Raw genomic sequence first — 24,314 nt, 5'->3', positions numbered from 1 at the left:
GTGTATTTCGTCCGCACCGCCGGCGAGCGCGACCTGGAGAAGGTGCGCGCCCTCTTGGTGGAGAGCTTTCATGCCACCTATGACAGCCTGCATGGCAGAGCCAAGGTGGCGGATCTGATCACCCATCTCTTTTCGCCGGCGGCGCTGAAGACGCGCCTCGTGCGAAAGGATGCCGAATTCCTCGTTGCCGATGATGGCCGCAATATCGGCGGCATGGGTTATGCGGCCATGTCGCAGCAATTGACGAAGACTGTCATGCTACATCTCCTCTATGTCGGGCCGGCGCTGCAGCGCCAGGGTATCGGCCGCGATATCTTCGCCGAGCTCGAAACCTGCTTTCCCGATGCGGAGATCATGCGCCTCGAAGTCGAACCGCAGAATGCTGCGGCGATCGCCTTCTATCGCACGCATGGCTTCACCGAGATCGGCCGCAACGAAAATAGTGGAGCCGGACAATCCGGCATTCCGGCGCTGATCTTTGAAAAACCACTCGAGGGGCATTGAGACTGTGGCGGTCGAGTTGCCCGATATTCTCATTCGTCCGGCGCGCCGGGAAGATCTGCCGGCGCTGATGGCTATGTTTGCCGCCGACGCGCTCGGCGGTCACGGCGATACCACGGAAGCTGAAGCCTTCCCGGATTATCTCAGGGCCTTCGCCGTCATCGAGGCTTCGCCTGACCAGACGCTTTACGTCGCAGAGCGCGGCGGCGAGGTCGTCGGCACGTTTCAGACGATGGTGACGACCACGCTCACCGGCCGCGGCTCCTCGGCGATGATTATCGAGGCGGTGCAGACACGCGCCGATATGCGCGGGCAGGGGATCGGCGGACTGATGATCGAATTCGCCATTGCCGAGGCAAAAGGCCGCGATATCGGGCGGGTAGCGTTGACCTCGAATGCGATACGCAAGGATGCCCATCGTTTCTACGAAAGGCTGGGCTTCAAGCCCTCCCATCTCGGCTTCAAGATGGCTTTGAAATGACCCATGGCCGTCGTGGAATCGCTGGACAATTCGGCTTGGCGACGGCATAAGCGAGGAAACGAATTCTGGTTTGGCCCGCATCTGGCGGGCACAAGGAAAAGACATGTGGAATCTTCTGGTTCAGACCTTTACCTGGTGGAACGGTCAGACGATGGGCACGCGTTTTGCGACCTGGCGTTTTGGCAAGCGCGTCGGCGAGGATGAATTCGGCAACGTCTACTACGAAGGCGGCATGTCCTCCTACGGTCTGCCGAAGCGTTGGGTGATCTACAAGGGTTATGCCGAAGCCTCCGCCATTCCGCCGGGCTGGCATGGCTGGATGCATCATCGCACCGATGTTCCCCCGTCCAAGGAAAACTACGTCGCCAAGGATTGGCAGAAGCCGCACCGGCCCAACCATACCGGTTCGCCGCAGGCCTATCGTCCGCCGGGTTCCATCGCCGTTCCGGGCGAGCGTCCGCGCGTCACCGGCGATTACGACGCCTGGACGCCAGGCAACTGAGACGGCTCGACCGGGCGATCCCAAGACCCGGCTTTTGGCCACAATTGACCTTTACCCGCAGGTTGGCCGCGCTTGACCGCGGCTGTGAACTGAAAATGTCTGGAGACGGGTACATATGAAGCTCTTCACGCGGAACATGGTCCTGCGTGCCGCCGGATCGCTGCTGGCGCTCTCGGCCCTGCTTCCGCCAGTTGCGGCAAATGCCGCACGCATCGAAAATCCGGTTGCCGTCTTTTCCGGCCTCGACAAGATCACCGGCCGCATCACGACCTTCGACGTCTATGTCAACGAGACGGTACAGTTCGGTGCGCTGCAGGTGACACCGAAGGCCTGTTATTCGCGCGACCAGTCGGAAGCACAGAAGATCGACGGTTTCGTCGAGGTCGACGAGATCACCCTCGACCGCAAGATCCGCCGCATCTTCACCGGCTGGATGTTCGCCGCCAGCCCCGGCCTCAACGCCGTCGAGCACCCGATCTATGACGTCTGGCTGAAGGACTGCAAGGCAAACTCGGATGTCCCGGCTCCTGACGGTGCCAAGGCGAAATAACTGCATCTTCGTTAGGCTGGCATCTCCCTATGCGCCTGATCCTCATGTGCTATCCGCAGGATCATCTCGGAGGATCGTCCCGCTCGATCAAACCTCCGTCGGATAATGATCGTCAGAAAGCCAGGTGCGGCGATTCCATCGCCGCAGCAAGCATCGCGGCGTAATCTGCCTTCGGAACGTCGATCGCTCCGAATGTTTTCAGGTGCTCGGTGGTGAACTGCGTGTCGAGCAAGGTGAAGCCCCTTTCCCGCAGCCGGTCGACCAGATGAACGAGGCAGATCTTCGAGGCATCCGTCCGGCGCGAAAACATGCTTTCGCCGAAGAAGGCCGAGCCGAGCGAGACGCCGTAGAGGCCGCCGACCAGTTCATCGCCCTCCCAGGCTTCGACAGTATGGGCATGGCCCATGTCGAAGAGCGTCGCGTAGAGCGATCTGATCGTCCTATTGATCCAGGTGCTCGGGCGCCCGGACGTCTCCTCCGCACAGGCGGCGATGACCTGATCGAACGCGTAATCGAAACGGATCTCGAAGGGCTTCTTGCGCACCGCCTTGGCCAGGCTTTTCGACACATGGAAATGGTCGAGCGGCAGCACGCCGCGCAGTTCCGGTTCGACCCAGAAGATCTCCGGGTCGTCGGCGGATTCGGCCATCGGAAACAGGCCGATGGAATAGGCGCGCAGGAGAATGTCAGGGGTTATGCCTGGTGACTTCCTGCGCGATCCTGCCATGCCTGTCCTATGCCGCCGGTGTGTTGGCGAGGTAGTCTTCCAGCCAATGGATGTCGTAATCGCCGTTGGCGATATCCTGGTTGGAGACGAGATCCTGGAACAGCGGCAGCGTCGTATTGATGCCGTCGACGACGAATTCGTCGAGCGCCCGGCGCAGGCGCATCATGCATTCGACGCGGGTACGGCCGTGCACGATCAGCTTGCCGATGAGGCTATCGTAATAGGGCGGGATCTTGTAGCCCTGATAGGCACCGGAATCGATGCGCACGCCGAGGCCGCCCGGCGCGTGGAAATGCGTGATCGTGCCGGGCGAAGGCACGAAGGTGCGCGGGTGCTCGGCATTGATACGGCACTCGATGGCGTGACCGGAAAAATGCACTTCATCCTGCGTCACCGAGAGACCGCCGCCGGAAGCGACGCGGATCTGCTCATGCACGAGGTCGATGCCGGTGATCGCTTCGGTGATCGGATGCTCCACCTGCAGGCGGGTGTTCATTTCGATGAAATAGAACTCGCCGTTTTCGTAGAGGAATTCGATCGTGCCGGCGCCGCGATATTTCAGCTTCTTCATGGCGTCGGCGCAGACCTGGCCGATCTTCATGCGCTGCTCGACGTTGAGTGCCGGCGAATTCGCCTCTTCCCAAACCTTCTGATGGCGCCGCTGCAGCGAGCAGTCGCGCTCGCCGAGATGGATCGCATTGCCTTCGCCATCGCCGAACACTTGGATTTCGATGTGGCGCGGCTTGCCGAGATATTTTTCCATGTAGACGGCATCGTTGCCGAAGGCGGCTGCCGCTTCCGTGCGCGCCGTCGACCAGGCCTCGATCAGGTCGGCCTCGCTCTTGGCGACTTTCATGCCGCGTCCGCCGCCGCCGGCCGTGGCCTTGATCAGCACGGGATAGCCGATTTCGGCGGCCGTCTTCAGCGCATCCTCTTCGGTCTTCACTTCACCGTCCGAGCCCGGAACGACGGGAATGCCGAGCTCGAGCGCCGTCGTCTTGGCGGTGATCTTGTCGCCCATGATACGGATATGATCCGCCGTCGGCCCAATGAAGGTAATGCCATGGGCCTCGAGGATATCGGCGAACTTGGCATTCTCCGACAGAAAGCCGTAGCCTGGATGCACGGCGTCGGCGCCGGTGATCTCGCAGGCGGCGACGATCTGATGGATGTTGAGATAGCTCTCGCGCGAGGAAGGCGGGCCGATGCAGACACTTTCGTCGGCAAGGCGCACATGCATGGCATCAGCGTCGGCGGTCGAATGAACCACCACGCAGGCGATGCCGAGTTCCTTGCAGGCCCGAAGCACGCGAAGGGCGATTTCCCCGCGATTGGCGATGAGGATTTTCGAAATCATGGGCATCGGCCTATTCGATGACGACGAGGGCTTGGCCGTACTCGACGGGGTGTCCGTCATCGACCAGGATCTCAGTCACCTTGCCTGACTTCGGCGAGGGGATCTGGTTCATCGTCTTCATCGCTTCGATGATGATCAGCGTCTGGCCTTCCTTGACGGTCGCGCCGACTTCGATGAACGGACGCGCACCCGGTGCCGGCGCCATGTAGACGGTGCCCACCATCGGTGCATTGACGACATTGGCCGGGTTGCGGCTGGGCGCTGCGGCAGGCGCGGCAACGGCTGCCGCAGCGGCGGCTGCGGGCGCGGCATAACCAGGTGCTGCGATCGGCGCCTGGACATATTGCGGCGTGCCGGCGCGCGAAACGCGGATGCGCAAGTCGTCCTGCTCGACCTCGATCTCCGTCAGATCCGTTTCGTTCAGTATATTGGCGAGATCGCGGATCAGTGCCTGGTCGATACCCGATTTCTTTTCAGCCATGGTGTTGCCCTGTCTTCTTCTTATGCCGTGATGTTCTTCAGCGCGTGGAGCGCCAGGATGTAGCTATGAGGCCCGAAGCCGCAGATCACGCCTTTGCATGCCGGCGCGATCATCGACTTGTGGCGGAATTCTTCCCGTGCATGCACGTTGGATATGTGGAGCTCGACGACGGGAATGGAAATCGCGCGGATCGCATCATGCAGCGCGACCGATGTATGCGTATAGGCGCCTGCATTGATGGCAACGCCGACGGCCTTTTCGTCGGCCTCATGGAACCAGTCGACGAGCGTGCCTTCGTGGTTGCTCTGACGGAAGTCGATATCGAAGCCGAGTTCGCGGCCTGCAGCCTTGCAGTCCGCCTCGATGTCCTTGAGCGTCTTGCCGCCATAAATGCCAGGCTCTCGTTTGCCCAGCATGTTCAGGTTGGGGCCGTTCAGGACAAAAATCGTTTGCGTCATCGAATGTTCCGTAAAATGTATGACGGCAACCTATAGACTCCGCGAAGGCTGAATGAAAGCCCTTACGGATTGCCCAGCGGCAATCGTGCCACATTTGTCCACATGGTTGAAACACTTCGATTTTGGCGATTTGATGGGCTATCGTTCGGCGGTTGATTGCTCAGCAGGCGGTCTTGCCGCAGCTGCGCATGTTCTTGACCTTGGCTTCGAGATCGTCGAGCCCGACGGCGCCCGGCACCAGTTCGTTGCCGATCACATAGGAGGGCGTGCCGCTGATGCCGAGACTGGAGGCGAGCTGGTAGGTCGCCTGGACGATCCCGTCATTCGGGCTCTTTGCCATCTCGGCGCGGATCTTGTCCTCGCTGACGCCGAGCGAAGCTGCGACCGCGACCGCTGTTTCGTCAGAGGCGCGGCCTTCGGTGCCGAGAAGGGCGACGTGGAAATCGGCATATTTCTCCGGTGCGAGCTTGCGGAAGGCGTCGGCCACCTTGTGGGCGGCGACAGAATCCGGTCCGAGGATCGGGAATTCTTTGAGGACGAAACGGACGTTCTTGTCCTTCTTCAGCATCGCCTGCATGTCGGGAAGCGCATGGCGGCAATAGCTGCAATTATAATCGAAGAATTCGACGACAGTGACATCGCCCTTGGGATTGCCGAGCGTGACGTCGTTCTTCGATTCGAAGATGTCGGTGCTGTTCTCTTCGATCGCCATATTGGCCTTCACCGACCGCTGGGCTTCCTGCTTCTTCTGCAGCGCATCCTGGACTTCGAGCATGATCTCGGGGTTCTCGATCAGGTATTGCTTGATGAATTCGCCGAACTCCTTCTTCTGCTGGTCGTCGAGCGCTGCCGCCGGAAGCGGAAGGGCGATCGATGCGGCAAGCGCCAATGCGGTAAAGGTCTTCGGGAAGAATGCCATGATATCCTCGTCATCGGCGATATGGTCGTCTCTTCATCGAGAAGACCCGTCGCCGGGTTATGGACTTGAATGCGTCGCGTCAAGGTACGGTGCGTTCGGTTCTGCTCAAACCAGAATTTTTCGTCCAGCGCGGCCCTCGCGGGATTGTGATGAGCCGATTAATGCGGCAATTGTCGGGCCGTGACGCAGAAGCTAAGCGAGAAAAGATCTTGTTTTCCATATCGAAACGCAGCGAAGTCGAGCCTTTTCACGCCATGGACGTCCTGGCGGAGGCGACGAAGCGGCGCGCTGCCGGCCATCCGGTGATCTCGATGGCAGTCGGTCAGCCCTCGCATCCGGCACCTCAAGCGGCCCTCGAAGCGGCGCGCACAGCACTTGCCGAAGGCCGGATCGGTTATACCGATGCGCTGGGGACGGCACGGCTGAAATCGGCGCTCGCCTGGCACTACAAGGATCGCCACGGCCTGGAGATCGATCCCAAGCGCATCGCCATCACCACCGGTTCCTCGGCCGGCTTCAATCTCGCCTTCCTGTCGCTCTTCGATGCCGGCGATGCGGTGGCGATCGCAAGACCCGGTTATCCCGCCTATCGCAATATCCTCGGCGCGCTGGGTCTGACGGTTCTCGAAGTGCCGGTAACGGCTGAGACCCACTTCACCCTGACGCCGCAAAGCCTCGAAGCGGCGCAGAAGGAAAGCGGCATCACGCTGAAAGGCGTGCTGCTCGCAAGCCCCGCCAATCCGACCGGCACGGTGACCGGCCGCGAGGGGCTGAAGGCGCTTTCGGATTACTGCGCGGCCCATTCCATCGCCTTCATCTCCGATGAAATCTACCACGGGCTGACCTTCGCAGGCGAGGAGGCGAGCGCGCTGGAGCTGGCCGACGAGGCGATCGTCATCAACTCTTTCTCCAAATATTATTGCATGACCGGCTGGCGAATCGGCTGGATGGTGCTTCCCGAGCGCCTGGTTCGGCCGATCGAGCGGGTGGCGCAGAGCCTCTATATTTCCCCACCCGAGCTTTCCCAGATCGCCGCCACGGCCGCTCTGAGCGCCGGCGGCGAGCTCGATCGTTACAAGGCCAGTTACGCCGGCAACCGCGACTTGCTGATGCGGCGACTGCCGCAGATCGGGTTTTCGATCGCCTCGCCGATGGACGGCGCCTTCTACGCCTATCTCGACGTCACCCGCTTCACCAATGACAGCATGGGCTTTGCCAAGCGCATGCTCGCGGAAATCGACGTCGCCGCCACGCCCGGTCTCGATTTCGATCCGCTGGAGGGAAATCGAACGCTGCGTCTGTCCTATGCGGGCTCGCAAGCGGAGATCGCCGAGGCAGTGGAGCGAATCGCAGCCTGGCTGAAGTAGCGTCCGCTGCCGGGCAAGCGGCGGTGCGCTCTCCAATCCTCAGCTGCGCCGCGAAAACAGCGAGGCAAGCGTCGAAGACGGTTTGTTGTTCAGCCGTGGCACCACCACGAGCTGCTTGATGTCGCCACGTTTGTAGGCGGCGAGGAAACGGCGGTAGTCCTTGAAGGAGACGCAGCCGTTCGAATCGCCGTTCTTGCCGAGCATGTAGGTGTGGGCGAGCAGGCCGACACGGTCATAGATGGCGTCCGACCCCTCGACCGGCGTCAGCCGCAGCGCCTCGACGCCGTGGAAAAGGCTCTCGCGCATGGTAAGAACATAGGTGTGCGGCGGCGTCGGTCCGTGCATCTTCTTGTTGGCGAAACGCGGCTTGTCGCGCATCTTGCCGAGCCCGGAATGGGCCTCGAGCCGCTCGCCGTTCGGCAGATAGACGGTGCTGTTTTCGATATCGTAGATCGCGACGCCCGCGCGCTGCTTCGGCGAGAAGACCGGCTTGTCGTAGCGCGGCACTGCATCGTCCTCGTCATCCTCGATCGGCGAGTTCGGCTGGGCGTAGGCAAGCACAGGCTCTGCAGAGCGCTCAGAACCCTTGGAGGCCGGTGTCGGTTTGCCGATGAGTCCATCGGGACGTGCCATCGGCAGCGGCACCGAACCTTCGTCCGGCGCCAGCACGAGATCGAAGGGTGGCGCGTCTTCCGCGGCGGCGACGACGTCAGGTGCTGGTTCCGATGCGGGAATGGAGGCCGTTTTGAGGGGAGATGCGGTTGGCTCGACCGGAGCCGGCGCGATTTGCCGGGATCCGGCATCGGCAAGCGCCAGCAGGGTCGGGAGTTCGGCTGCGGCGACGGCTTCTTTCGAGGGAACGATGATCCGGTCGCCGTCGTCTTCTTCCGTCTCTGCCGAGGCGAGCTCGACCGGCGCCGCCGCGATCACATCATCCTTGCGGAATTTGGCGCTGTCGGAGATCGCCGCCACGACCGGCTGTTCGGCAGCCATGGCGAGCCGATTGTTTTTGGCGAGAACCGCAAGCGCCGTTGCAGCGGCGGCGGTCTTTTCGGCATGGGATTGAATGAGGTTCGCCGTCAGCGGGACCTTCGGCTTCGCATCGAAGGCTGTCAGCCGGTCGGCCTTGCCGACATGGATCAGCCGCTCATGGTGCGGTGAAGGCGCCACCTTCGGCGCAGCCGCCACCTGTGCCAGGCGATCCGGCGGAGAATAGGGAGCGGCTATCGAGTGCATCGTCGCGAAGGTCGCGATCAGCCATGTGGAGGTCAGAAATCCGGCGCCGACAACACCGTAAAGGAAACCGCGAGATCTGCGCCAACGGAAAGCAGATCCGCCAAGAGGGGTGACGTCATCGAACGTCCCGACCGCACACGCCATACTACACTCGTCTTTCAAACTCGCTACGCAGGCCGGCGGCACTGACTGATACACTTCGCCGGGGGCCGGTACAGGCGCAAATGGGCCGAATTTAGACCAACCGCGACTTCCGACTGTCTCGCAAGGATGACGAATTATGGTTTCTAATTTGTTTACGCGGCGTTGCAGTTTCTTACGACGCCTCAAAAAGAGATGTGTTTGGGCCTTCTCAGGCGCGCTCCATCACATAACTTCCGGGCGCTTCCTCGATGGCGTTCAACGCATCGCCACCGGGTTTGCGGGCCGGCACGCGCCTGCCGTCATGCGTCTCGATCCAGGCCTGCCAATGCGGCCACCATGATCCTGGGGTCTCCGTCGCCTGTTCGAGCCAGGTCTCGTAGTCTCCCTTGGCGGGGCCGCCCGTCCAGAATTGATACTTCTTCCTGTCGGGCGGATTGACCACTCCGGCGATGTGCCCGGAGCCGGTCACGACGAATTCCACCTTGCCGCCGAAGAACCGGCTGCCGAGGAAGACGGACTTGGCAGGTGCGATGTGATCCTCGCGGGTGGCGAGATTATAGATCGGGATCTTGACGTCCTTCAGCGACACGGACTTGCCGTCGAGGATCATCTCGTTCTGCGTCAGCGCATTCTTGAGATAGCAATTGCGCAGGTAGAAGGCATGGTTTGCCGCCGCCATGCGGGTCGAATCTGCGTTCCAGAACAACAGGTCGAAGGGCAGGGGATCCTGACCCTTGAGGTAGTTGTTGACGAAATAAGGCCAGATCAGCTCGGAGGCGCGCAGCATGTTGAAGGCCATCGACATCTTCGTGCCATCGAGATAGCCGGCCGCCTGCATATGCTCTTCGAGCGCTTCAAGCTGCTCCTCGTCGACGAAGATTTTGAGGTCGCCGGCATGGGTGAAGTCGACCTGGGTGGTGAAGAGTGTGGCGGTCTTGATGCGCTTGTTCTTCTCTTTGGCATGCAGTGCCAGTGTTGCCGCAAGCAGCGTGCCGCCGACGCAGTAGCCGACGGCGTTGACGTCCTTCTCGCCGGTCGCCTTCTCGACCGTTGCCAGCGCGAAATCGATGCCCTCGCGGGCATAGGCCGCCCAGTCCTTGTCGGCGTGGCGCGCATCCGGGTTGACCCAGGAAATGACGAAGACCGTCTGCCCCTGGTCGACGCACCATTTGATGAAGGATTTTTGCGGGTTGAGGTCGAGAATATAGAACTTGTTGATCCAGGGCGGGCAGATCAGAAGCGGCCGCTTCAGCACCGTTTCGGTCGAAGCCTCGTACTGGATGATCTGGCAGATGTCGTTTTGGGCGATCACCTTGCCTGGCGTCAGCGCCATGTCGCGGCCGACGGCGAATTTCGTCATGTCGGTCTGGCGAAGGCGAAGGTCGCCATGTCCGGCAGCGATATCCTCGGCCAGCATCTTCATCCCCCGCACCAGATTGGCGCCGCTGGTCGCGATCGTCTCGCGGTAGAGCTGCGGATTGGTGGCGATGAAGTTGGTCGGCGAAAGTGCTGCCGTGATCTGCTTCACGTAGAAGCCGGCCTTGTGTTTGGTGTGCTCGTCGAGGCCCTCGGTCTCCGACACCATCTTTTCCACCCAGTCGGTCGTGACGAAATAGACCTGGCGGAGAAAATCGAAGAACGGATTCTTCTCCCAGTCCTCGTCCGAAAAGCGCTTGTCCTTGCGGGTGTCCGGCTCGGGTGGCGTGGGATCGCCCTGCATGCCGTGCGTGCCTTGCATGCGCTGCATCGAGCGCATCCAGATGCCGAAGAACGAGGACATCAGCTGCGTCTGTGCCTCGAAGGTGCGGCGCGGATCTGAAATCCAGTATTCGGTGACCTTGGAAAGCGTCTTGACCATGTCGGTCATCGGATCGGCGGCGCTTTCGGTGATCTCGCCGCGTTCGCGCGGCGCAAGCCAGGCAGACGCTGCCTGTCCGAGATTTTCGAGCGCCCGAGCGAAATTCATCGCCATGGCCTCAGGATCCTTCAGCAGATAGGGATCGAGATCGGTCGCGTCGAAGCCGGCCTTTTCGCCATTCTTTTGGCCGCCATTCTCCTGCTTGCTGTCGGTCACCATTTCCTCCGGCGGCAGCACCACTCTTTTTATCCATTCGTTGTACATCGTGATCGAACGAGAAAACAAGTTCCACCCGCATCGGCTCATGCTATTGCTTTGTGGCTGCGACAAATTTAACAGTCGAAGCAGTCAAAACTGGATTTTTGAGGCATGACGAAGAACGGCATTCGGCGCATCGCAACCTTCAACCGCACCGCACTGATCTGCGCCGCGGCGGCGATGGCCCTTGCCGGATGCAATCTGACGGCGGAACAAAAAGCCGCAGCCGCCGCCAAGCGAGCGGCGCCGACCGCCGTCGTCATGCCGGCCACCAAGGGCGAGGCGGCCGAGGGCGGCCTTGCAAAATACCCGGACGGCTATCCGAATTTCGGCGCGCCGCTGACCGCCGCCAATGTGCAGATGAGCGACGAGCAGGCGGCCGAACTGCAGCATCAGCTGACGGCTCTGGCCGCCCGGCGCAAGGCAGGCGCGATCTCGGAAGCCGAATATCAGGCCAAGGTCGCGGAAATGCGGCGTCTCGCCGCCGAGCACGGCACGGATACGCTGTCTGAAATCTCCAAATAGACCTTGCCTTTCAGGCAATTTGGACGCAAAGCCTTCGGCAAGGATCGGAAGATACAATTTTCCCGATAAAGCGCGTTACGCGGCCTTTCCGTCAAAGATTCGCCGCGTCGCTTGGGTCTGATGAATACGGCGTTGCGATTCTGAAGTTCGTGTCGCAGCCGCCGGGAGACGGAACGAACTTCGACTGCGGCCCGAAATGCCGCCTTTCCATGGGGAATGAGATGGAAGAGTTTCACAAAGTCCGGCGTTTGCCGCCTTATGTTTTCGAACAGGTCAACCGTTTGAAGGCAAGCGCGCGAGCGGGCGGCGCCGATATCATCGATCTCGGCATGGGAAACCCCGACCTTCCCACTCCCCAGTCGATCGTCGACAAGCTGTGCGAGGTCGTGCAGGATCCGCGCACGCACCGCTATTCCTCTTCCAAGGGCATTCCGGGCCTGCGCCGCGCCCAGGCCGCCTATTATGCCCGCCGTTTCGGCGTCAAGCTCAACCCGGATACCCAGGTGGTCGCCACCTTGGGCTCCAAGGAAGGCTTCGCCAACATGGCGCAGGCAATCACCGCGCCTGGCGACGTGATCCTCTGCCCGAACCCCACCTATCCGATCCACGCCTTCGGCTTCCTGATGGCGGGCGGCGTGATCCGTTCCATGTCGGTGGAGCCGGATGCGAGCTTCTTCGAGCCGCTCGAACGTGCCGTCCGGCATTCGATCCCGAAGCCCTTGGCGCTGATCCTCAACTATCCGTCGAACCCGACGGCTTTTGTCGCGACGCTCGATTTCTACAAGGACGTCATCGCCTTCGCCAAGAAGCACGACATCATCGTGCTCTCCGACCTTGCCTATTCGGAAATCTACTTCGACGGCTCCCCGCCGCCGTCGGTTCTCGAAGTGCCGGGTGCAATGGACGTGACCGTCGAGTTCACCTCGATGTCGAAGACCTTTTCCATGCCCGGCTGGCGCATGGGCTTTGCCGTCGGCAACGAGCGGCTGATCGCGGCGCTCACCCGCGTCAAGTCCTATCTCGACTACGGCGCCTTCACGCCGATCCAGGTGGCGGCGACGCATGCGCTGAACGGCGATGGCTCCGACATTGCGGAAGTCCGCAACGTCTATAAGCGCCGCCGCGACGTCATGGTCGAAAGCTTCGGCAAGGCCGGGTTCGACGTGCCGCCGCCGGCTGCGACGATGTTCGCCTGGGCGAAGATCCCGGAAAAGTTCCGTCATCTCGGTTCGCTGGAATTCTCCAAGCTGCTGGTCGAGAAGGCCGACGTCGCCGTTGCCCCGGGCATCGGCTTCGGCGAGATGGGCGACGACTACGTCCGTCTGGCCCTTGTCGAAAACGAACACCGCATCCGCCAGGCTGCGCGCAACATCAAAAAGTTCATGTCGACGGCAGACGAGACGATGCACAACGTCATCTCGCTGAACGCACACCGCTAATCCAACCATTGGGCAGCCGCGTCATGCGGCTGCCACCACACAGACATTTCAGGATCGATCCATGGCAGATGCCCTCAAAATCGGCATTGCGGGCTTGGGCACCGTTGGCGCCTCGCTTGTCCGCATCATTCAGCAGAAAAGCAACGAGCTTGCCGTCACCTGCGGGCGTCCGATCACCATCACGGCCGTCTCGGCCCGTGACAAGGCAAGGGACCGCGGCATCGATCTTTCCGCCGTTACCTGGTTCGACCGGCCGGAGGAGCTTGCCGAAAAGGGCGATATCGACGTCTTCGTCGAGCTGATGGGCGGCGCCGAAGGGGCGGCCAACGTCTCGGTGCGTACGGCACTCCAGCGTGGTCTCCATGTGGTGACAGCCAACAAGGCGCTGCTTGCCTATCACGGCGTCGAGCTTGCGACGATCGCCGAGGAGAAGGGGTCGCTGCTGAACTTCGAGGCGGCAGTCGCCGGCGGCATCCCAGTCATCAAGGCGCTGCGTGAATCGCTGACGGGCAATTCCGTCTCGCGCATCTATGGCATCATGAACGGCACCTGCAATTACATCCTGACCAAGATGGAGAAGGAGGGGCTTTCCTTCGCCGAATGCCTGAAGGAGGCGCAGCGGCTGGGTTATGCCGAGGCCGATCCGGCCTTCGATATCGAGGGCAACGACACGGCCCACAAGCTTTCCATCCTGACGACGCTCGCCTTCGGCAATCAGATCGCGGCCGACGACATCTATCTCGAAGGCATCACCAACATCTCGATCGAGGATATCCACGCTGCTGCCGAACTCGGTTATCGCATCAAGCTCTTGGGCGTTGCCCAGCGCACCGATACCGGCATCGAGCAGCGCGTCCATCCCACAATGGTGCCGGTCGATTCGGTCATCGCCCAGGTCGACGGCGTCACCAATGCAGTGGCGATCGAATCCGACGTGCTCGGCGAACTGCTGATGGTCGGCCCTGGCGCCGGCGGCAATGCCACGGCCTCGTCGGTGCTTGGCGATATCGCCGATATCGCCAAGAGCCAGCCGGGCGCCCAGCGCGTGCCGGTGCTCGGCCATCCCGCAGCGACGCTGGAACCCTACCGCAAGGCGCAGATGCAGAGCCACGAGGGCGGCTATTTCATCCGCCTGACCGTGCTCGACCGCACCGGCGTCTTTGCCAGCGTCGCAACCCGTATGGCCGAAAACAACATCTCGCTGGAATCGATCGTCCAGCGCTCCAAACAGCACCTGGCGCCATCGCACCACCAGACGATCATTCTCGTCACCCATGCGACGATGGAAGAGTCGGTGCGCAAGGCAGTCGCCTCGATCAAGTCGGAAGGTTACCTCTTCGGCGAACCGCAGGTGATTCGCATCGAGCGGCCGAAAGAGGAAGGCTGACCTCTTTTTTTGGCACAATCCGGGATAGCTGACCCGCTCTGTGCACGCAGGGCGGGTTTTTTTATTGCCTGTTTAGCCGCTCTCACGAAAACTTATATTAACAGATACCGAAACATTGATATAAATAAGCCGGGAGAGGGAGTCGCCGGCTTTGGAGAATTTCGTGAACAAGGACAGCCATGCCGGGAAGGGGTATGGTCGCCCGGAAGAGGAGCCTCCCGATCATTCTGGTGTGTTTGAGGACGTTCCCGAGACGAACCGTGATGAGGCTCGTTACCACCCCTCCGACGAGGCCTCGAATGAGGCCTACGACGACGACGAAAGCCCGGAAGGCCGTAACTGGGCCATTCTTCTCACTCTCTTCTCCGTTATCCTGGTGCAACTGGCCGGCATGGCCCTGATCGTCTGGGCGGTATTCTAAAGCGTGTCGCGATCTTTCAGATTCGCTCTCGCGCTTTAGGTCTTTATTTTTACGCATGTCGTTGTCGCAAAATCGCTGCACACTTTTGCTTTGCGCGACATGCTTTGGTAAAAATCCGTGTCTGCAAATCCATCGCTATGTTATCTCCGCTGCTCCTGTAGAAAGTGCAGATGCAGTCAGCGGAGTATGGCATGGCAGATCTCGTCGATCCGGTACAGCGCGCGTTTCTCGGGGTGGAGAAATCCGCGCTCGACAATCGCTGGGTCGCGCGGCTCGACCAGGCCGGGCAGAACCGCGCGCTGGCCATGTCGCAAATCCACGGACTGCCGGATCTGATTGCCCGGGTGCTTGCCGGGCGCGGCGTGACGGTAGACGAGGCGATCGAATTCCTCGATCCGACGATCCGCAGCCTGATGCCCGATCCCCATAGGCTGACCGATTGCGAAAAGGCCGCGACCCGCCTCCTGCGCGCGATCGAGCGCGGCGAGAGCGTCGCGATCTTCGGCGACTACGACGTCGACGGCGCAGCCTCCTCGGCACTGATGTTCCGCTTTCTCAGCCATTTCGGCGTCAGGGCGACCATCTATATCCCCGACCGAGTCTTCGAAGGTTACGGCCCCAATCCGGCGGCGATCAATCAGTTGATTGATAACGGCGCTCAGCTGATCGTCACCGTCGATTGCGGCTCCACCAGCCACGAGGCGCTGGCCGCCGCTGCCGCGCGCAATATCGATGTCGTCGTCATCGATCACCACCAGGTGACACATGAGCTGCCGCCCTGCCATGCGCTGGTCAACCCGAACCGCGAGGACGACCTCTCGGGGCAGGGGCATCTTTGCGCCGCCGGCGTCGTCTTCATGGTGCTGGTCGCGACGCTCCGGCTGCTGCGCGCGGCCGGCAACAAGCACATCCTGGCGATCGACCTCTTGCAGTGGCTGGATATCGTGGCTCTTGCGACGGTCTGCGATGTCGTGCCGCTGAAGGGCCTCAACCGCGCCTATGTGGTGAAGGGGCTGGTCGCTGCCCGCCACCAGAGCAATGCCGGACTGGCAGCACTCTTCCGCAAGGCTGGGCTCGCCGGCCCCGTGACACCCTATCATTTCGGCTTCCTGATCGGCCCGCGCATCAATGCCGGCGGGCGGATCGGCGACGCGGCACTCGGAAGCCGGCTGCTGACGCTTGATGACGCCGGAGAGGCTGATGTGATCGCGCAGCGCCTCGACGAGCTCAATCGCGAACGCCAGGCGATGGAGACGATCATGCTGCAGGAGGCCGAAGCCGAGGCGTTTGCCGAATATGGCGACGGCGAGGGCGCCTCTGTTATCGTTACCGCCCATGAGAAATGGCATCCCGGCATCGTCGGGCTGATCGCGGCGCGGCTGAAGGAAAAGTTCAAACGGCCTGCCTTTGCGATCGCCTTCGATCCCTCCGGCCGCGGCACCGGCTCGGGCCGCTCGATCAACGGCTTCGACATGGGCAGGATGGTCCGGGCTGCGGTCGACGAGGGTCTGCTCGTCAAAGGCGGCGGCCACGCCATGGCCGCAGGCCTAACGGTCGAGCGCGCCGATCTCGGCAGGCTGAGGACCTTCTTCACCGAGAAGGCCGAGAGGACGGTGGCCAATCTCGTCGCCAACGAAACACTGAAGATCGACGGCGCGATCGGCGCAAGCGGCGCCACCCTCGAACTCATCGACCGCCTGGAGGCTGCCGGCCCCTATGGCTCTGGCCACGCACAGCCGCTCTTTGCCATACCGGCGCATAGGGTGCGCGATGCCCGCTTGGTCGGCGAGAAACATGTGAAGGTGACGCTGGAGGCGATGGACGGATCGCGGCTCGACGGCATCGCCTTCCGCGCCGCCGATACGCCGCTCGGCAATCTTCTCATCAATTCGCGCGGCGCCAGCCTGCATGTCGCCGGTTCGCTCGGTGCCGATCATTACCAGGGCGCACGCCGCATCCAGCTCCGCGTCTGCGATGCAGCGCCGGCGAAATAGAGCAGTCGCGCAAGAGCGCTGACGATGGAAGTGTCGAGGGAGAGAAAGTGGTACGCCCTAGGGGAGTCGAACCCCTCTTCCCAGAATGAAAATCTGGTGTCCTAACCGATAGACGAAGGGCGCGTCCTTCGTGGTGGCGCCCTTATAGTCAGCGCCTTCGAAGGCCGCAAGCGCCAAGGCGCGAAAAAATCATCGTTTTCGCCGATTTATTTGCTGCTGTTGAAAAACATTGTATCGTGAGGTGACGGAGCCGGGAAGATAAGCCAGCGGGCTGGTTTAGGGGCGATTGCGCAAACCTGATGGTACGCCCTAGGGGAGTCGAACCCCTCTTTACAGAATGAGAATCTGTCGTCCTAACCGATAGACGAAGGGCGCAGGCAGCCTCGTTAAGATAGGAGCGTGCACCTGCTTCTGCAAGCGGAAGTGTTGGCTTCTATATGGAGAGAAAGTGGTACGCCCTAGGGGAGTCGAACCCCTCTTCCCAGAATGAAAATCTGGTGTCCTAACCGATAGACGAAGGGCGCTTCCTTCGTGGTGGCGCCCTTATAGTCAGGCGTTTTGAATCCCGCAAGCGGAATTGCGGTTTTCTTTCAAAAAAATGACAGGAAATCCGAGTGTGTTCGAGAAGCTGATTATTGAAGCTGAATCAATAGGCTGCCGCTTGTTTCTTTAACGAGACGAGGCGGTGTTTCCGTAACGTAATGCGAAAATCGCGCGGCCGTCAGATCGCTCTTGCCGTCGTTATCGGTGCGCGCTTGCCGCCGCAGCCCCAGTCCCAGTCACGGGTTTTGCCGGTATCGAGGTGAACCGAATCGGTGTGGCAGTAGGTGCCGACGCCGCCGCGGTCCGGCAACGAGCGGATATAGGTGGCGATATCCCATTTCGTCACACCGTCGATCTGGATGTCGGCCGCCTCGCAGCTCTTGTGCATCGATTCGTCGGCGCCGCCGACGAGGCGGTTATGCTCTTCGTCACGGTAGCCGGAGGTGACGATGACCGGCCTGCCGAAATGACTTTCGACCATCTTGATCACTTTCAGCAGGTCGGGCTTGAAGCAGCCGACCTCGACCTTGTCGTTCTGAAGATGCAGCCCGTTCGGCGCGATGCGCGTCATGCCGGGCAGCGCCGCCTTGTGCAGCAGGCCGGAGAGGCTGCCGAGCAGGTTCTGCTTTGGCGCGCTGTAAAGCGCGTTCATCGTCGAGGCCGGAATGCTGGCCGTCGCCAGCGACGCCGTTTGCACGGGCGCAAGCTGCGTGCTGCTATTCTGCGAGGATTGCTGCGGCAGCACCGGCTCCACCGGCTGTGTGGGCACGGGCGGCTGGCTGTAGACGCTGCTTCGCGCAGGTGCTGCACCTTCCACCGGCACATAGGCCTGCGGCTGAATGACGGTGGACGTGCTGTTGTTCTGCGGCGCGGGCTGGTGATCGGAAAAGATGCTCATCGCCTGCGCATTGATCCGGGTCGACTGCAGGACGAGTCCGCCAATATTGGCGGGCGCCGCCGTTGCCGAGCCGGCGGGCGGGACGGCTGCATTCGGGTCTTGTGCCACGACCTGAGGCGCACCCTGGACGCCGGAGATGTTGACGAGCCGGGGATCCGTATAGACCGAACGTGGGGCAGGGCTTGCAGGCGCTGCCGTGGTCAGCTCAGGTACTGCGGCTTGCGCCGCGGGAACCACCGCCGCCGAATCGAGTGCCTTCTTGTCCGACGCGCAACCGGACAGCGCCAGCACCGAGGTGGCGATCAGCAAAGCGCCCGTCATGGGCATCCGCATTTGCATCTTACGCAAGCGACAGTCTCCAGTTGAATGCGGAAAATAAACGAAAACGCTTCTATTCCGCTTCGAGTCGTCAGGAGATTGCCTGCGGCGTCGGCTCGCGGCAAGCGCCGAGGCGCCGGCGAGACCCGAAATCGAAAAAGCCGCAAGCCTCGCAAAAGCCTTGCGGCGAAAACCCTTACCAGTCGCCGGTATTGCCCATCGAGGCCCAGGGTTCGGCGGCCGGAAGCGGGCTGCCCTTCTGCAGGATTTCGATCGAGATGCCGTCGGGCGAGCGCACGAAGGCCATGTTCCCGTCGCGCGGCGGCCGGTTGATGGTGATGCCATTGTCCATCAGATTTTGGCAGGTGGCGTAAATATCGTCGACCTCATAAGCGAGGTGGCCGAAATTGCGACCTCCGCTATAATCTTCCGTGTCCCAATTGTAGGTAAGCTCGAGGCAGGGAGCTTTTTCGCTGCGCGCACGGTCGAGATCGTCGCGAGCAGCCAGGAAAACCAGGGTAAAACGGCCCTTCTCGTTTTCGTGGCGGCGAATCTCCTCCAGCCCGAACAGCGTAGTGTAAAAGGTGAGTGAGGCGTCGAGGTCTTTGACGCGCACCATTGTATGAAGATAACGCATTCTATTTACTCCTTTATTGGGGCTAGCTTTTTTCGGCGAGCCGAGGTCAGCTTCGGGCAAGTCATCTTTATAAAATGTGCACCTGGGAATAACCGAAAACTAGGACTTGCGCTTATCCGTTACCAAGATGTTAATCTTGATTTCAAGAATCAGTTAACCGTAACAGTGTGACGCGTATTCGAGGGGCTGGCGACAATGGCTGACAGGATTTCATCGAACGAATACTCCGACCTCGACGAGCTATCAGGAGAGGCGGTCGATCTTGTTGAAATCACCGGCGTCGTCAAGTGGTTCGACGTGGCCAAGGGTTTCGGCTTCATCGTGCCCGACAACGGCATGCAGGATGTTCTCCTGCACGTAACCTGCCTGCGCCGCGACGGTTACCAGACGATCCTCGAGGGAACGCGCATCGTCGCCCTCATCCAGCGCCGCGAGCGCGGCTATCAGGCCTTCAAGATCCTCTCGATGGACCAGTCGACTGCGGTTCATCCCTCGCAGCTGCCGCCGGTGCGCACCCACGTGCAGGTCACCGCGACGAGCGGACTCGAACGTGCGCTGGTCAAATGGTTCAACCGCACCAAGGGCTTCGGCTTCCTGACGCGCGGCGAGGGCACCGAAGATATCTTCGTGCACATGGAGACGCTGCGCCGCTTCGGCCTGACGGAGCTCCGCCCCGGCCAGGTGGTTCTCGTCCGCTTCGGCGACGGCGAAAAGGGCCTGATGGCCGCAGAGATCCATCCTGACGTTCCGAGCCCGGCAAGCCGGTCGCACTGAACATGCGCGGCCTAATCCTATTTGATGCCATCAGAAGCGCCTTATTGGCGCTTTTTTTCATGGTTGCGCTGCCGGCCTTGGCTCAAGAGGAGATGCGCTTCGACAAGGAGCCGCTGCTCATCCAGACCGCTGCGGGCAAGGTGCTGCATTTCACCGTCGAAATCGCCTCGACCCCGGATCAGCGCGCCCGCGGCCTGATGTTTCGCAAGACGATGGCCGATGATGCCGGCATGATCTTCGATTTCGACCAGCCGCGGCGCGTCACCATGTGGATGGAAAACACCATCCTGCCGCTCGATATGCTTTTTGCAGACGACACCGGCACGATCCGCCACATCAAGGAAAAGGCAGTGCCCTATTCGCGCGACATCATCGATTCGATGGTTGCGGTGAAATACGTCGTCGAACTAAACGCCGGCATCGTTGCAAAATTGGGAATCAAGCCTGGCGACAGGATCGTCAGCGCCACGACGACGAAGAAGGCGAAGTAACGGCGCGCGACCACGAGCAGGGGTGCGCCTGTCAAGGAATTCAAAAATATCGGGATATTGAATGGTCGGAGTGGAGAGATTCGAACTCCCGACCCTCTGGTCCCAAACCAGATGCGCTACCAGGCTGCGCTACACTCCGTGCCGTGAATGGCAGGGGAGATACACGGTTCACTTCGCCGTCGCAACCCATAAATCCAGCTCTGGCCGAAGATTCCTCGCAGGACCTGTGGATGCAAGACAGAAAAATCTTGATAGGTCGCCCAGCCTGCTTGCCGGGCGCACGAGTTCGGTCTGTCTGGCGCAATTGTACGTCAGCACAAGGCTCCCTTAGCCGTGGGCGATCAGGCCGATATATTGGGCGTAGCTGATGGCAACGTAGAAGAACGCCGTGATGCTAGCGCCTATCACAATGGCATTGAACTCCGCCGAACGTCTCATCATGAGCTGCAAATCCACTGAAATCGATTGAGCCGTAAACTAGTGCCGAGGGAAGGCAGCGGCAATCAGGTTATGATCACAAGGTGAGACAAGCGGAAATATTGCGAAATCCGCCGGCAATCACCGGATTTGAAGGGGAGGCGGTGTCGGCCGTCATGCGAACGGAGTCGGCAGCCGTGTCGCACACCGCCTTTTTTCTTGAAAAAGCGGGGATTCGCGGCTAAGCAAAATTCATCTCTTGGCATTATTCTCTGCGATGATGCCAAGGCCCGAGAACGGGCCAGCAACGGGATTGAGACCATGAAAGGCGGGCGCTGCCCGCATAGTCGGAGACGCTGCAGTCATGTCTGCCAAGATCTATCGTCCAGCCAAGACCGCCATGCAGTCCGGCAAGGCCAAGACCCATCTCTGGGTGCTTGAATACGATCAGGAGTCGGCGCGCAAGATCGATCCGATCATGGGCTACACTTCCTCGGGCGATATGCGCCAGCAGGTGAAGCTCACCTTCGAAACGCAGGAACTCGCCGAAGCCTACGCCCAGCGCAACGGCATCGAATACCGCGTCATCGCACCGAAGGATCCGGTCCGCCAGGTCGTCGCCTATCCGGATAATTTCCGCTATACACGCACGCAGCCCTGGACGCATTGAGATTTCTCGTCCAGATATGCCGCATCCGGTCGCGCTCGCGAGACGCGGCCGCCGGACGGCCCCTTAGCTCAGCTGGATAGAGCACCTGCCTTCTAAGCAGGTTGTCGCAGGTTCGATTCCTGCAGGGGTCGCCACCAATTTTTCAAGTATTTGTTTTTATTTTATTTTCGAGCCTGAAACCCTCATTGGATCTGGTTTGAGGGGTTAGGCTGTTCTCGTTCAGTTTCGCAGCGCCCGAAATGGCGAGCTTCCTCTTGTCGGCTTTCCGCGTATAGTGGTTAGCCATGGAATCGCTTCTCCAGCCAAAGCGCGCCTTCAGTTCGCTGTTGCTATTTCGGCTTTCGGCCAGGAGCAGGGCAAGCGTCTTTCTCAGGCCGTGGGCGCGGCCTTCCACTCCCGCTTCCGTGCACATTTCCCCAAACCAATTCCCGAACGCCGCCGCGCTCTTGAACGGCCGGCCGTGAACCGGCGTGAGCAAGTACGGGAGATGCTTCGTCGCCGTCGCCTCCAGAACTGACTTTAGATCAGGGTGCATCGGGATATAGACCCACTCGTCATTCTCGCCCGCGCGATTCTCGATCACGTCACCTTTGACGTGCTGCGGACCTATCCGGAAGATGTCCGAGCGGCGCAGGCCGGTGAACAGCAGCATGTCCATTGCCAACCTCGCTTGCGAGCCTTCGGGGTGGGTCGCATAAAACTTTTCGACGTCGGCCGCGTCCCATGGCTTGAAGCCATCGGTCTTTGCCTTTGGCATCTTCACATCGCGGACGGGATTGTTCTTCACGATACCCGCATCCACGGCATAGGCGAAGAGATAACCCATGATCTTCAGTTAGGAGATTGCGGCGAAAGGCGCATCGGCTCTGCGATCGCGGCCGGCGGCGATCACGGCGAGGGCGGCGTTCAGGACCGGTGTGGTGGTCGGATCGGTATAGGTTGCCCCGGTGACTATCGCAGTGTCAGGATTCGGGCTGCCGATGCCCATCACGCCCCAGTTGGCCGTGACGTTCTGCTTCGCATTCAGCTGCAGATCCAGCGTGTTCATCCGGCAGCCGCGGTAGCGGGCATAGACGTCGGTGGCGCCGAGCTCGAAGGTCTTTTCGAAAGCCAGCGTCTTCACGACGTTGCCGTTCTTCAGGACGTTGGTTGCCCAATCGTTCGCCAGCAGGTCAGCAATCCAGTCATCGAACGTGACCGTATGAATCGCTTCTCACTCATAGAGGGGCGGCTGTATGCCGCCCCTATAGAGATAAATAATACAAAAATCCGCGCGCACACGCGAGGCGGCGGCGATTTTCCGCGCTGTTTCCGCGATCTTTCCGAAGGCCGGTTTCCACAGCCCTTGAATGTCTTGCAAGCGGAAGGAAAGCAAAGCCGCTTTTCCGCACTTATTCCGCAGATATTCCGCGCGCGCTCCGCAAAGCGTCCGCAGACGACACGCCCGAAAGCAGGCCGGATTTCAACCTGTGATTTTCCATCAAAGAATATTTTCCACCGTCCGGGGCCTTCGTTCGCAGTGAGAGCAGAATAACCGCCCCCTTTTTGCCCGATGTGAAAAAAGTTTGAGTCCAATCAGTCGAATAGATTTGGATCGGGTTTCTGGTACGGGCTCTTTATGACCCACAGTCTGCAATCATTTCAGGCGGACACCGATCGGTTGGTAGTGGATCGGATTCCCGTCGCGCGTGAGGGTACAGCTTGACCTGGTTCAAGGGGCCCTTTTGTCACAGCTTACACGCGCTACCCATCCTTTTTCGCGCTTCATCTTGACAAGGCGGAAACTTCGGAACGCACTAGCGCATCTACTCCGACGGCTGGGTTAATCGATGACCAAAGTTCCAACTCCGCAGCGCAAAGGCAATCCGTTGATACAGGCGATCAAAAGCGATGGGTTTATTGAGAAACTTCTCCTCCTTGTTTTGACTGCCATCCTTTCCGGGTTTTTCGTACCCCTCATCATCAAGTCGATTGACCAATCGCGTGAGGCTCGGCAGGCGGTAGCGACGGCCCAGGCAAAGTTATTCGATGATATTTCTGATACAATCCTTACCCTTGAGACTCTGATCCTCGATGTGAGCTGGTTCGGAACAGCGGATGCAAAAAATGCCGACATGCAAACCAGAGCTTTCGATCGCTATACCGAGAGGTCCGTTGACCTTATTGTAAAATGGCGAGTGGAGGCCAGCCGAGCACAGGCGTTGGCTTCGCCAGAAACTGCTGAAAAAATGCAGGCATTTCTCGATCGGTTTTTCACAGAACAAGATATGCCCACGAATCGAAGCTGGAACCATTGTCCCGATAGGTGTGACTGGGAAGCGCAACATAAGAAAAACGTGAAGATGCTGACCGAGGCAAACCGACTAATCCTGGAGATTGGTAGCGAGTTCCACCTGACTGCGAAATCCAGTGAAAGCCGATAGTGCGTTGATCAGTGCCGCCGACTATTTACCCGATCTTCTTTAGGGTCTGTTGGATAAACAGAGACCCTTCAAGCTTGTAAGTCGCGCCTTCCTTGTTGAACCAGACGCAGTAACATTTTGCGGCCCCTTCAATGCTCTGAACGGTCATCTCTGGTCCACCAGACTTCAGTTCCACACGATCGCCGATTGCAAACTGCATGATGTCTCTCCTTTTCGAGTTGATTCGAAAGCGGACTTTAGGCGAGTCTTCTGCAATTGGAACGATACATTGCGTTTCCCACAGCTATCACAGGGTAGCAGAACGTTCGGGTCTGCATGAGAGGCAGAAAGCCAAATCCCACCCCCGCGACGAATGTCGTGGCAGGACCATCCAGGCGTGGACACGCTTGAGATCGAGATCGATGAGCCTAACCCGAATCTCTCAAAGTAAGGGGTGCATCGGGGCCGCGAATCTGAGAAACTGCTTTTGCGACAAAGGCTTACCAGATTCGTAACGGAGCCCCGATGCAAACAGACTGTATCTCCGCGCAGTTGGAAT

General features: G+C 60.2%; 27 protein-coding genes and 5 tRNA genes. 16 read left to right on the top strand and 16 right to left on the bottom strand.

The annotated features are described in order from the left end of the window. The 4 genes from GFM02_RS20585 (at position 1) to GFM02_RS20570 (ending at position 2,034) form a co-directional block, all read left to right on the top strand. Positions 1–504, top strand: coding sequence for a GNAT family N-acetyltransferase (locus GFM02_RS20585; protein ID WP_168322604.1), 504 nt, complete (start codon positions 1–3; stop codon positions 502–504). A gap of 4 nt (positions 505–508) precedes the next feature. Then, positions 509–982: a GNAT family N-acetyltransferase gene (locus GFM02_RS20580; protein ID WP_168322603.1), complete on the top strand. Its 474-nt coding sequence runs from the start codon at positions 509–511 to the stop codon at positions 980–982. A 103-nt stretch (positions 983–1,085) separates the two neighbouring features. After that, positions 1,086–1,484: an NADH:ubiquinone oxidoreductase subunit NDUFA12 gene (locus GFM02_RS20575; protein WP_003539071.1), complete on the top strand. Its 399-nt coding sequence runs from the start codon at positions 1,086–1,088 to the stop codon at positions 1,482–1,484. Positions 1,485–1,599: 115 nt separating this feature from the next. After that, on the top strand, positions 1,600–2,034 hold the full coding sequence (locus GFM02_RS20570) for a DUF2155 domain-containing protein (protein ID WP_003539072.1): 435 nt from the start codon (positions 1,600–1,602) through the stop codon (positions 2,032–2,034). Positions 2,035–2,146: 112 nt separating this feature from the next. Here the strand turns inward: GFM02_RS20570 and aat are convergent, their stop codons facing one another. From aat to GFM02_RS20545, 5 genes are all read right to left on the bottom strand, one after another. Next, the gene (aat, locus tag GFM02_RS20565; RefSeq protein ID WP_065279774.1) at positions 2,147–2,761 is read right to left on the bottom strand and encodes a leucyl/phenylalanyl-tRNA--protein transferase; all 615 of its coding nucleotides are present in this window, start codon (positions 2,759–2,761) and stop codon (positions 2,147–2,149) included. A 7-nt stretch (positions 2,762–2,768) separates the two neighbouring features. Beyond that, positions 2,769–4,124, bottom strand: a complete 1,356-nt coding sequence (gene accC / locus GFM02_RS20560; protein WP_017960235.1) for an acetyl-CoA carboxylase biotin carboxylase subunit — start codon at positions 4,122–4,124, stop codon at positions 2,769–2,771. Positions 4,125–4,128: 4 nt separating this feature from the next. Next, entirely contained in the window at positions 4,129–4,599 is a 471-nt protein-coding gene (gene accB, locus GFM02_RS20555) for an acetyl-CoA carboxylase biotin carboxyl carrier protein (protein WP_017960236.1), read from the bottom strand. Positions 4,600–4,619: 20 nt separating this feature from the next. Beyond that, entirely contained in the window at positions 4,620–5,057 is a 438-nt protein-coding gene (gene aroQ, locus GFM02_RS20550) for a type II 3-dehydroquinate dehydratase (protein WP_085742420.1), read from the bottom strand. A gap of 160 nt (positions 5,058–5,217) precedes the next feature. Then, positions 5,218–5,976, bottom strand: coding sequence for a DsbA family protein (locus GFM02_RS20545; protein ID WP_011651696.1), 759 nt, complete (start codon positions 5,974–5,976; stop codon positions 5,218–5,220). Positions 5,977–6,185: 209 nt separating this feature from the next. On the opposite strand from GFM02_RS20545, the gene GFM02_RS20540 reads away from it, so the two are divergent. Beyond that, the gene (locus GFM02_RS20540; protein WP_168322602.1) at positions 6,186–7,343 is read left to right on the top strand and encodes a pyridoxal phosphate-dependent aminotransferase; all 1,158 of its coding nucleotides are present in this window, start codon (positions 6,186–6,188) and stop codon (positions 7,341–7,343) included. Positions 7,344–7,382: 39 nt separating this feature from the next. On the opposite strand, the gene GFM02_RS20535 is transcribed toward GFM02_RS20540, so the two are convergent. Further along, positions 7,383–8,723 (bottom strand): DUF2778 domain-containing protein, encoded by a 1,341-nt coding sequence (locus GFM02_RS20535; RefSeq protein WP_168322601.1) that lies wholly within the window; start codon positions 8,721–8,723, stop codon positions 7,383–7,385. A gap of 208 nt (positions 8,724–8,931) precedes the next feature. Next, the gene (locus tag GFM02_RS20530) at positions 8,932–10,800 is read right to left on the bottom strand and encodes a PHA/PHB synthase family protein (protein WP_246792330.1); all 1,869 of its coding nucleotides are present in this window, start codon (positions 10,798–10,800) and stop codon (positions 8,932–8,934) included. 150 nt (positions 10,801–10,950) lie between these two features. Between GFM02_RS20530 and GFM02_RS20525 the strand changes: the two genes are divergently transcribed. The 5 genes from GFM02_RS20525 (at position 10,951) to recJ (ending at position 16,605) form a co-directional block, all read left to right on the top strand. Continuing rightward, positions 10,951–11,364 (top strand): SHOCT domain-containing protein, encoded by a 414-nt coding sequence (locus GFM02_RS20525; RefSeq protein WP_163876567.1) that lies wholly within the window; start codon positions 10,951–10,953, stop codon positions 11,362–11,364. 221 nt (positions 11,365–11,585) lie between these two features. Continuing rightward, positions 11,586–12,803: an LL-diaminopimelate aminotransferase gene (locus GFM02_RS20520; RefSeq protein WP_027684874.1), complete on the top strand. Its 1,218-nt coding sequence runs from the start codon at positions 11,586–11,588 to the stop codon at positions 12,801–12,803. A gap of 61 nt (positions 12,804–12,864) precedes the next feature. Beyond that, positions 12,865–14,190: a homoserine dehydrogenase gene (locus tag GFM02_RS20515; RefSeq protein WP_168263333.1), complete on the top strand. Its 1,326-nt coding sequence runs from the start codon at positions 12,865–12,867 to the stop codon at positions 14,188–14,190. A gap of 232 nt (positions 14,191–14,422) precedes the next feature. After that, positions 14,423–14,611, top strand: a complete 189-nt coding sequence (locus GFM02_RS20510; protein ID WP_432444452.1) for a hypothetical protein — start codon at positions 14,423–14,425, stop codon at positions 14,609–14,611. A 191-nt stretch (positions 14,612–14,802) separates the two neighbouring features. After that, entirely contained in the window at positions 14,803–16,605 is a 1,803-nt protein-coding gene (recJ, locus tag GFM02_RS20505; RefSeq protein ID WP_168322599.1) for a single-stranded-DNA-specific exonuclease RecJ, read from the top strand. 48 nt (positions 16,606–16,653) lie between these two features. Here the strand turns inward: recJ and GFM02_RS20500 are convergent. The 5 genes from GFM02_RS20500 to gloA form a co-directional block, all read right to left on the bottom strand. Beyond that, positions 16,654–16,728 (bottom strand) — tRNA-Glu (locus tag GFM02_RS20500). A 177-nt stretch (positions 16,729–16,905) separates the two neighbouring features. Further along, positions 16,906–16,980: transfer RNA gene (locus GFM02_RS20495), tRNA-Glu, on the bottom strand. A 74-nt stretch (positions 16,981–17,054) separates the two neighbouring features. Further along, a tRNA-Glu gene (locus GFM02_RS20490) sits at positions 17,055–17,129 on the bottom strand. A gap of 197 nt (positions 17,130–17,326) precedes the next feature. Next, the gene (locus GFM02_RS20485; RefSeq protein ID WP_432444451.1) at positions 17,327–18,385 is read right to left on the bottom strand and encodes a D-Ala-D-Ala carboxypeptidase family metallohydrolase; all 1,059 of its coding nucleotides are present in this window, start codon (positions 18,383–18,385) and stop codon (positions 17,327–17,329) included. Positions 18,386–18,560: 175 nt separating this feature from the next. After that, positions 18,561–19,001: a lactoylglutathione lyase gene (gene gloA, locus GFM02_RS20480; protein ID WP_168322597.1), complete on the bottom strand. Its 441-nt coding sequence runs from the start codon at positions 18,999–19,001 to the stop codon at positions 18,561–18,563. A 195-nt stretch (positions 19,002–19,196) separates the two neighbouring features. Here gloA and GFM02_RS20475 point away from each other — a divergent pair, with 195 nt between their 5' ends. Together GFM02_RS20475 and GFM02_RS20470 are read left to right on the top strand one after the other, a co-directional pair. Next, positions 19,197–19,775: a cold-shock protein gene (locus tag GFM02_RS20475; RefSeq protein ID WP_012757289.1), complete on the top strand. Its 579-nt coding sequence runs from the start codon at positions 19,197–19,199 to the stop codon at positions 19,773–19,775. A gap of 2 nt (positions 19,776–19,777) precedes the next feature. After that, positions 19,778–20,266 carry a DUF192 domain-containing protein gene (locus tag GFM02_RS20470; protein WP_025394382.1) on the top strand — a complete coding sequence of 163 codons (489 nt, stop codon included), beginning with the start codon at positions 19,778–19,780 and terminating at the stop codon, positions 20,264–20,266. A 62-nt stretch (positions 20,267–20,328) separates the two neighbouring features. On the opposite strand, the gene GFM02_RS20465 is transcribed toward GFM02_RS20470, so the two are convergent. Then, positions 20,329–20,405, bottom strand: a tRNA-Pro gene (locus GFM02_RS20465). A gap of 642 nt (positions 20,406–21,047) precedes the next feature. Here GFM02_RS20465 and GFM02_RS20460 point away from each other — a divergent pair. Together GFM02_RS20460 and GFM02_RS20455 are read left to right on the top strand one after the other, a co-directional pair. Then, positions 21,048–21,353 carry an ETC complex I subunit gene (locus GFM02_RS20460; protein WP_003539138.1) on the top strand — a complete coding sequence of 102 codons (306 nt, stop codon included), beginning with the start codon at positions 21,048–21,050 and terminating at the stop codon, positions 21,351–21,353. Between the two features lie 57 nt (positions 21,354–21,410). Then, positions 21,411–21,487, top strand: a tRNA-Arg gene (locus tag GFM02_RS20455). 8 nt (positions 21,488–21,495) lie between these two features. Here GFM02_RS20455 and GFM02_RS20450 read toward each other — a convergent pair. Further along, positions 21,496–22,179 (bottom strand): tyrosine-type recombinase/integrase, encoded by a 684-nt coding sequence (locus GFM02_RS20450; protein ID WP_168322596.1) that lies wholly within the window; start codon positions 22,177–22,179, stop codon positions 21,496–21,498. Positions 22,180–22,188: 9 nt separating this feature from the next. Beyond that, entirely contained in the window at positions 22,189–22,533 is a 345-nt protein-coding gene (locus tag GFM02_RS20445; protein WP_348643985.1) for a phage tail tube protein, read from the bottom strand. 21 nt (positions 22,534–22,554) lie between these two features. Between GFM02_RS20445 and GFM02_RS20440 the strand changes: the two genes are divergently transcribed. Together GFM02_RS20440 and GFM02_RS20435 are read left to right on the top strand one after the other, a co-directional pair. After that, a complete protein-coding gene (locus GFM02_RS20440; protein ID WP_168322595.1) occupies positions 22,555–22,887 on the top strand; it encodes a hypothetical protein in 333 nt (110 codons plus the stop codon). 295 nt (positions 22,888–23,182) lie between these two features. After that, positions 23,183–23,776 carry a hypothetical protein gene (locus tag GFM02_RS20435; protein ID WP_168322594.1) on the top strand — a complete coding sequence of 198 codons (594 nt, stop codon included), beginning with the start codon at positions 23,183–23,185 and terminating at the stop codon, positions 23,774–23,776. 25 nt (positions 23,777–23,801) lie between these two features. Here the strand turns inward: GFM02_RS20435 and GFM02_RS20430 are convergent, their stop codons facing one another. Beyond that, positions 23,802–23,975 carry a YodC family protein gene (locus GFM02_RS20430; RefSeq protein ID WP_168322593.1) on the bottom strand — a complete coding sequence of 58 codons (174 nt, stop codon included), beginning with the start codon at positions 23,973–23,975 and terminating at the stop codon, positions 23,802–23,804. Between the last annotated feature and the right edge of the window lie 339 nt (positions 23,976–24,314).

The sequence above is a fragment of the Rhizobium leguminosarum bv. viciae genome (genome assembly GCF_012276115.1).
GTDB classification, from domain to species: Bacteria; Pseudomonadota; Alphaproteobacteria; order Rhizobiales; family Rhizobiaceae; genus Rhizobium; species Rhizobium leguminosarum_T.
The sequence above is the reverse complement of the archived record's forward strand: the minus strand, read 5'-3'. Positions and strand labels throughout refer to the sequence as shown.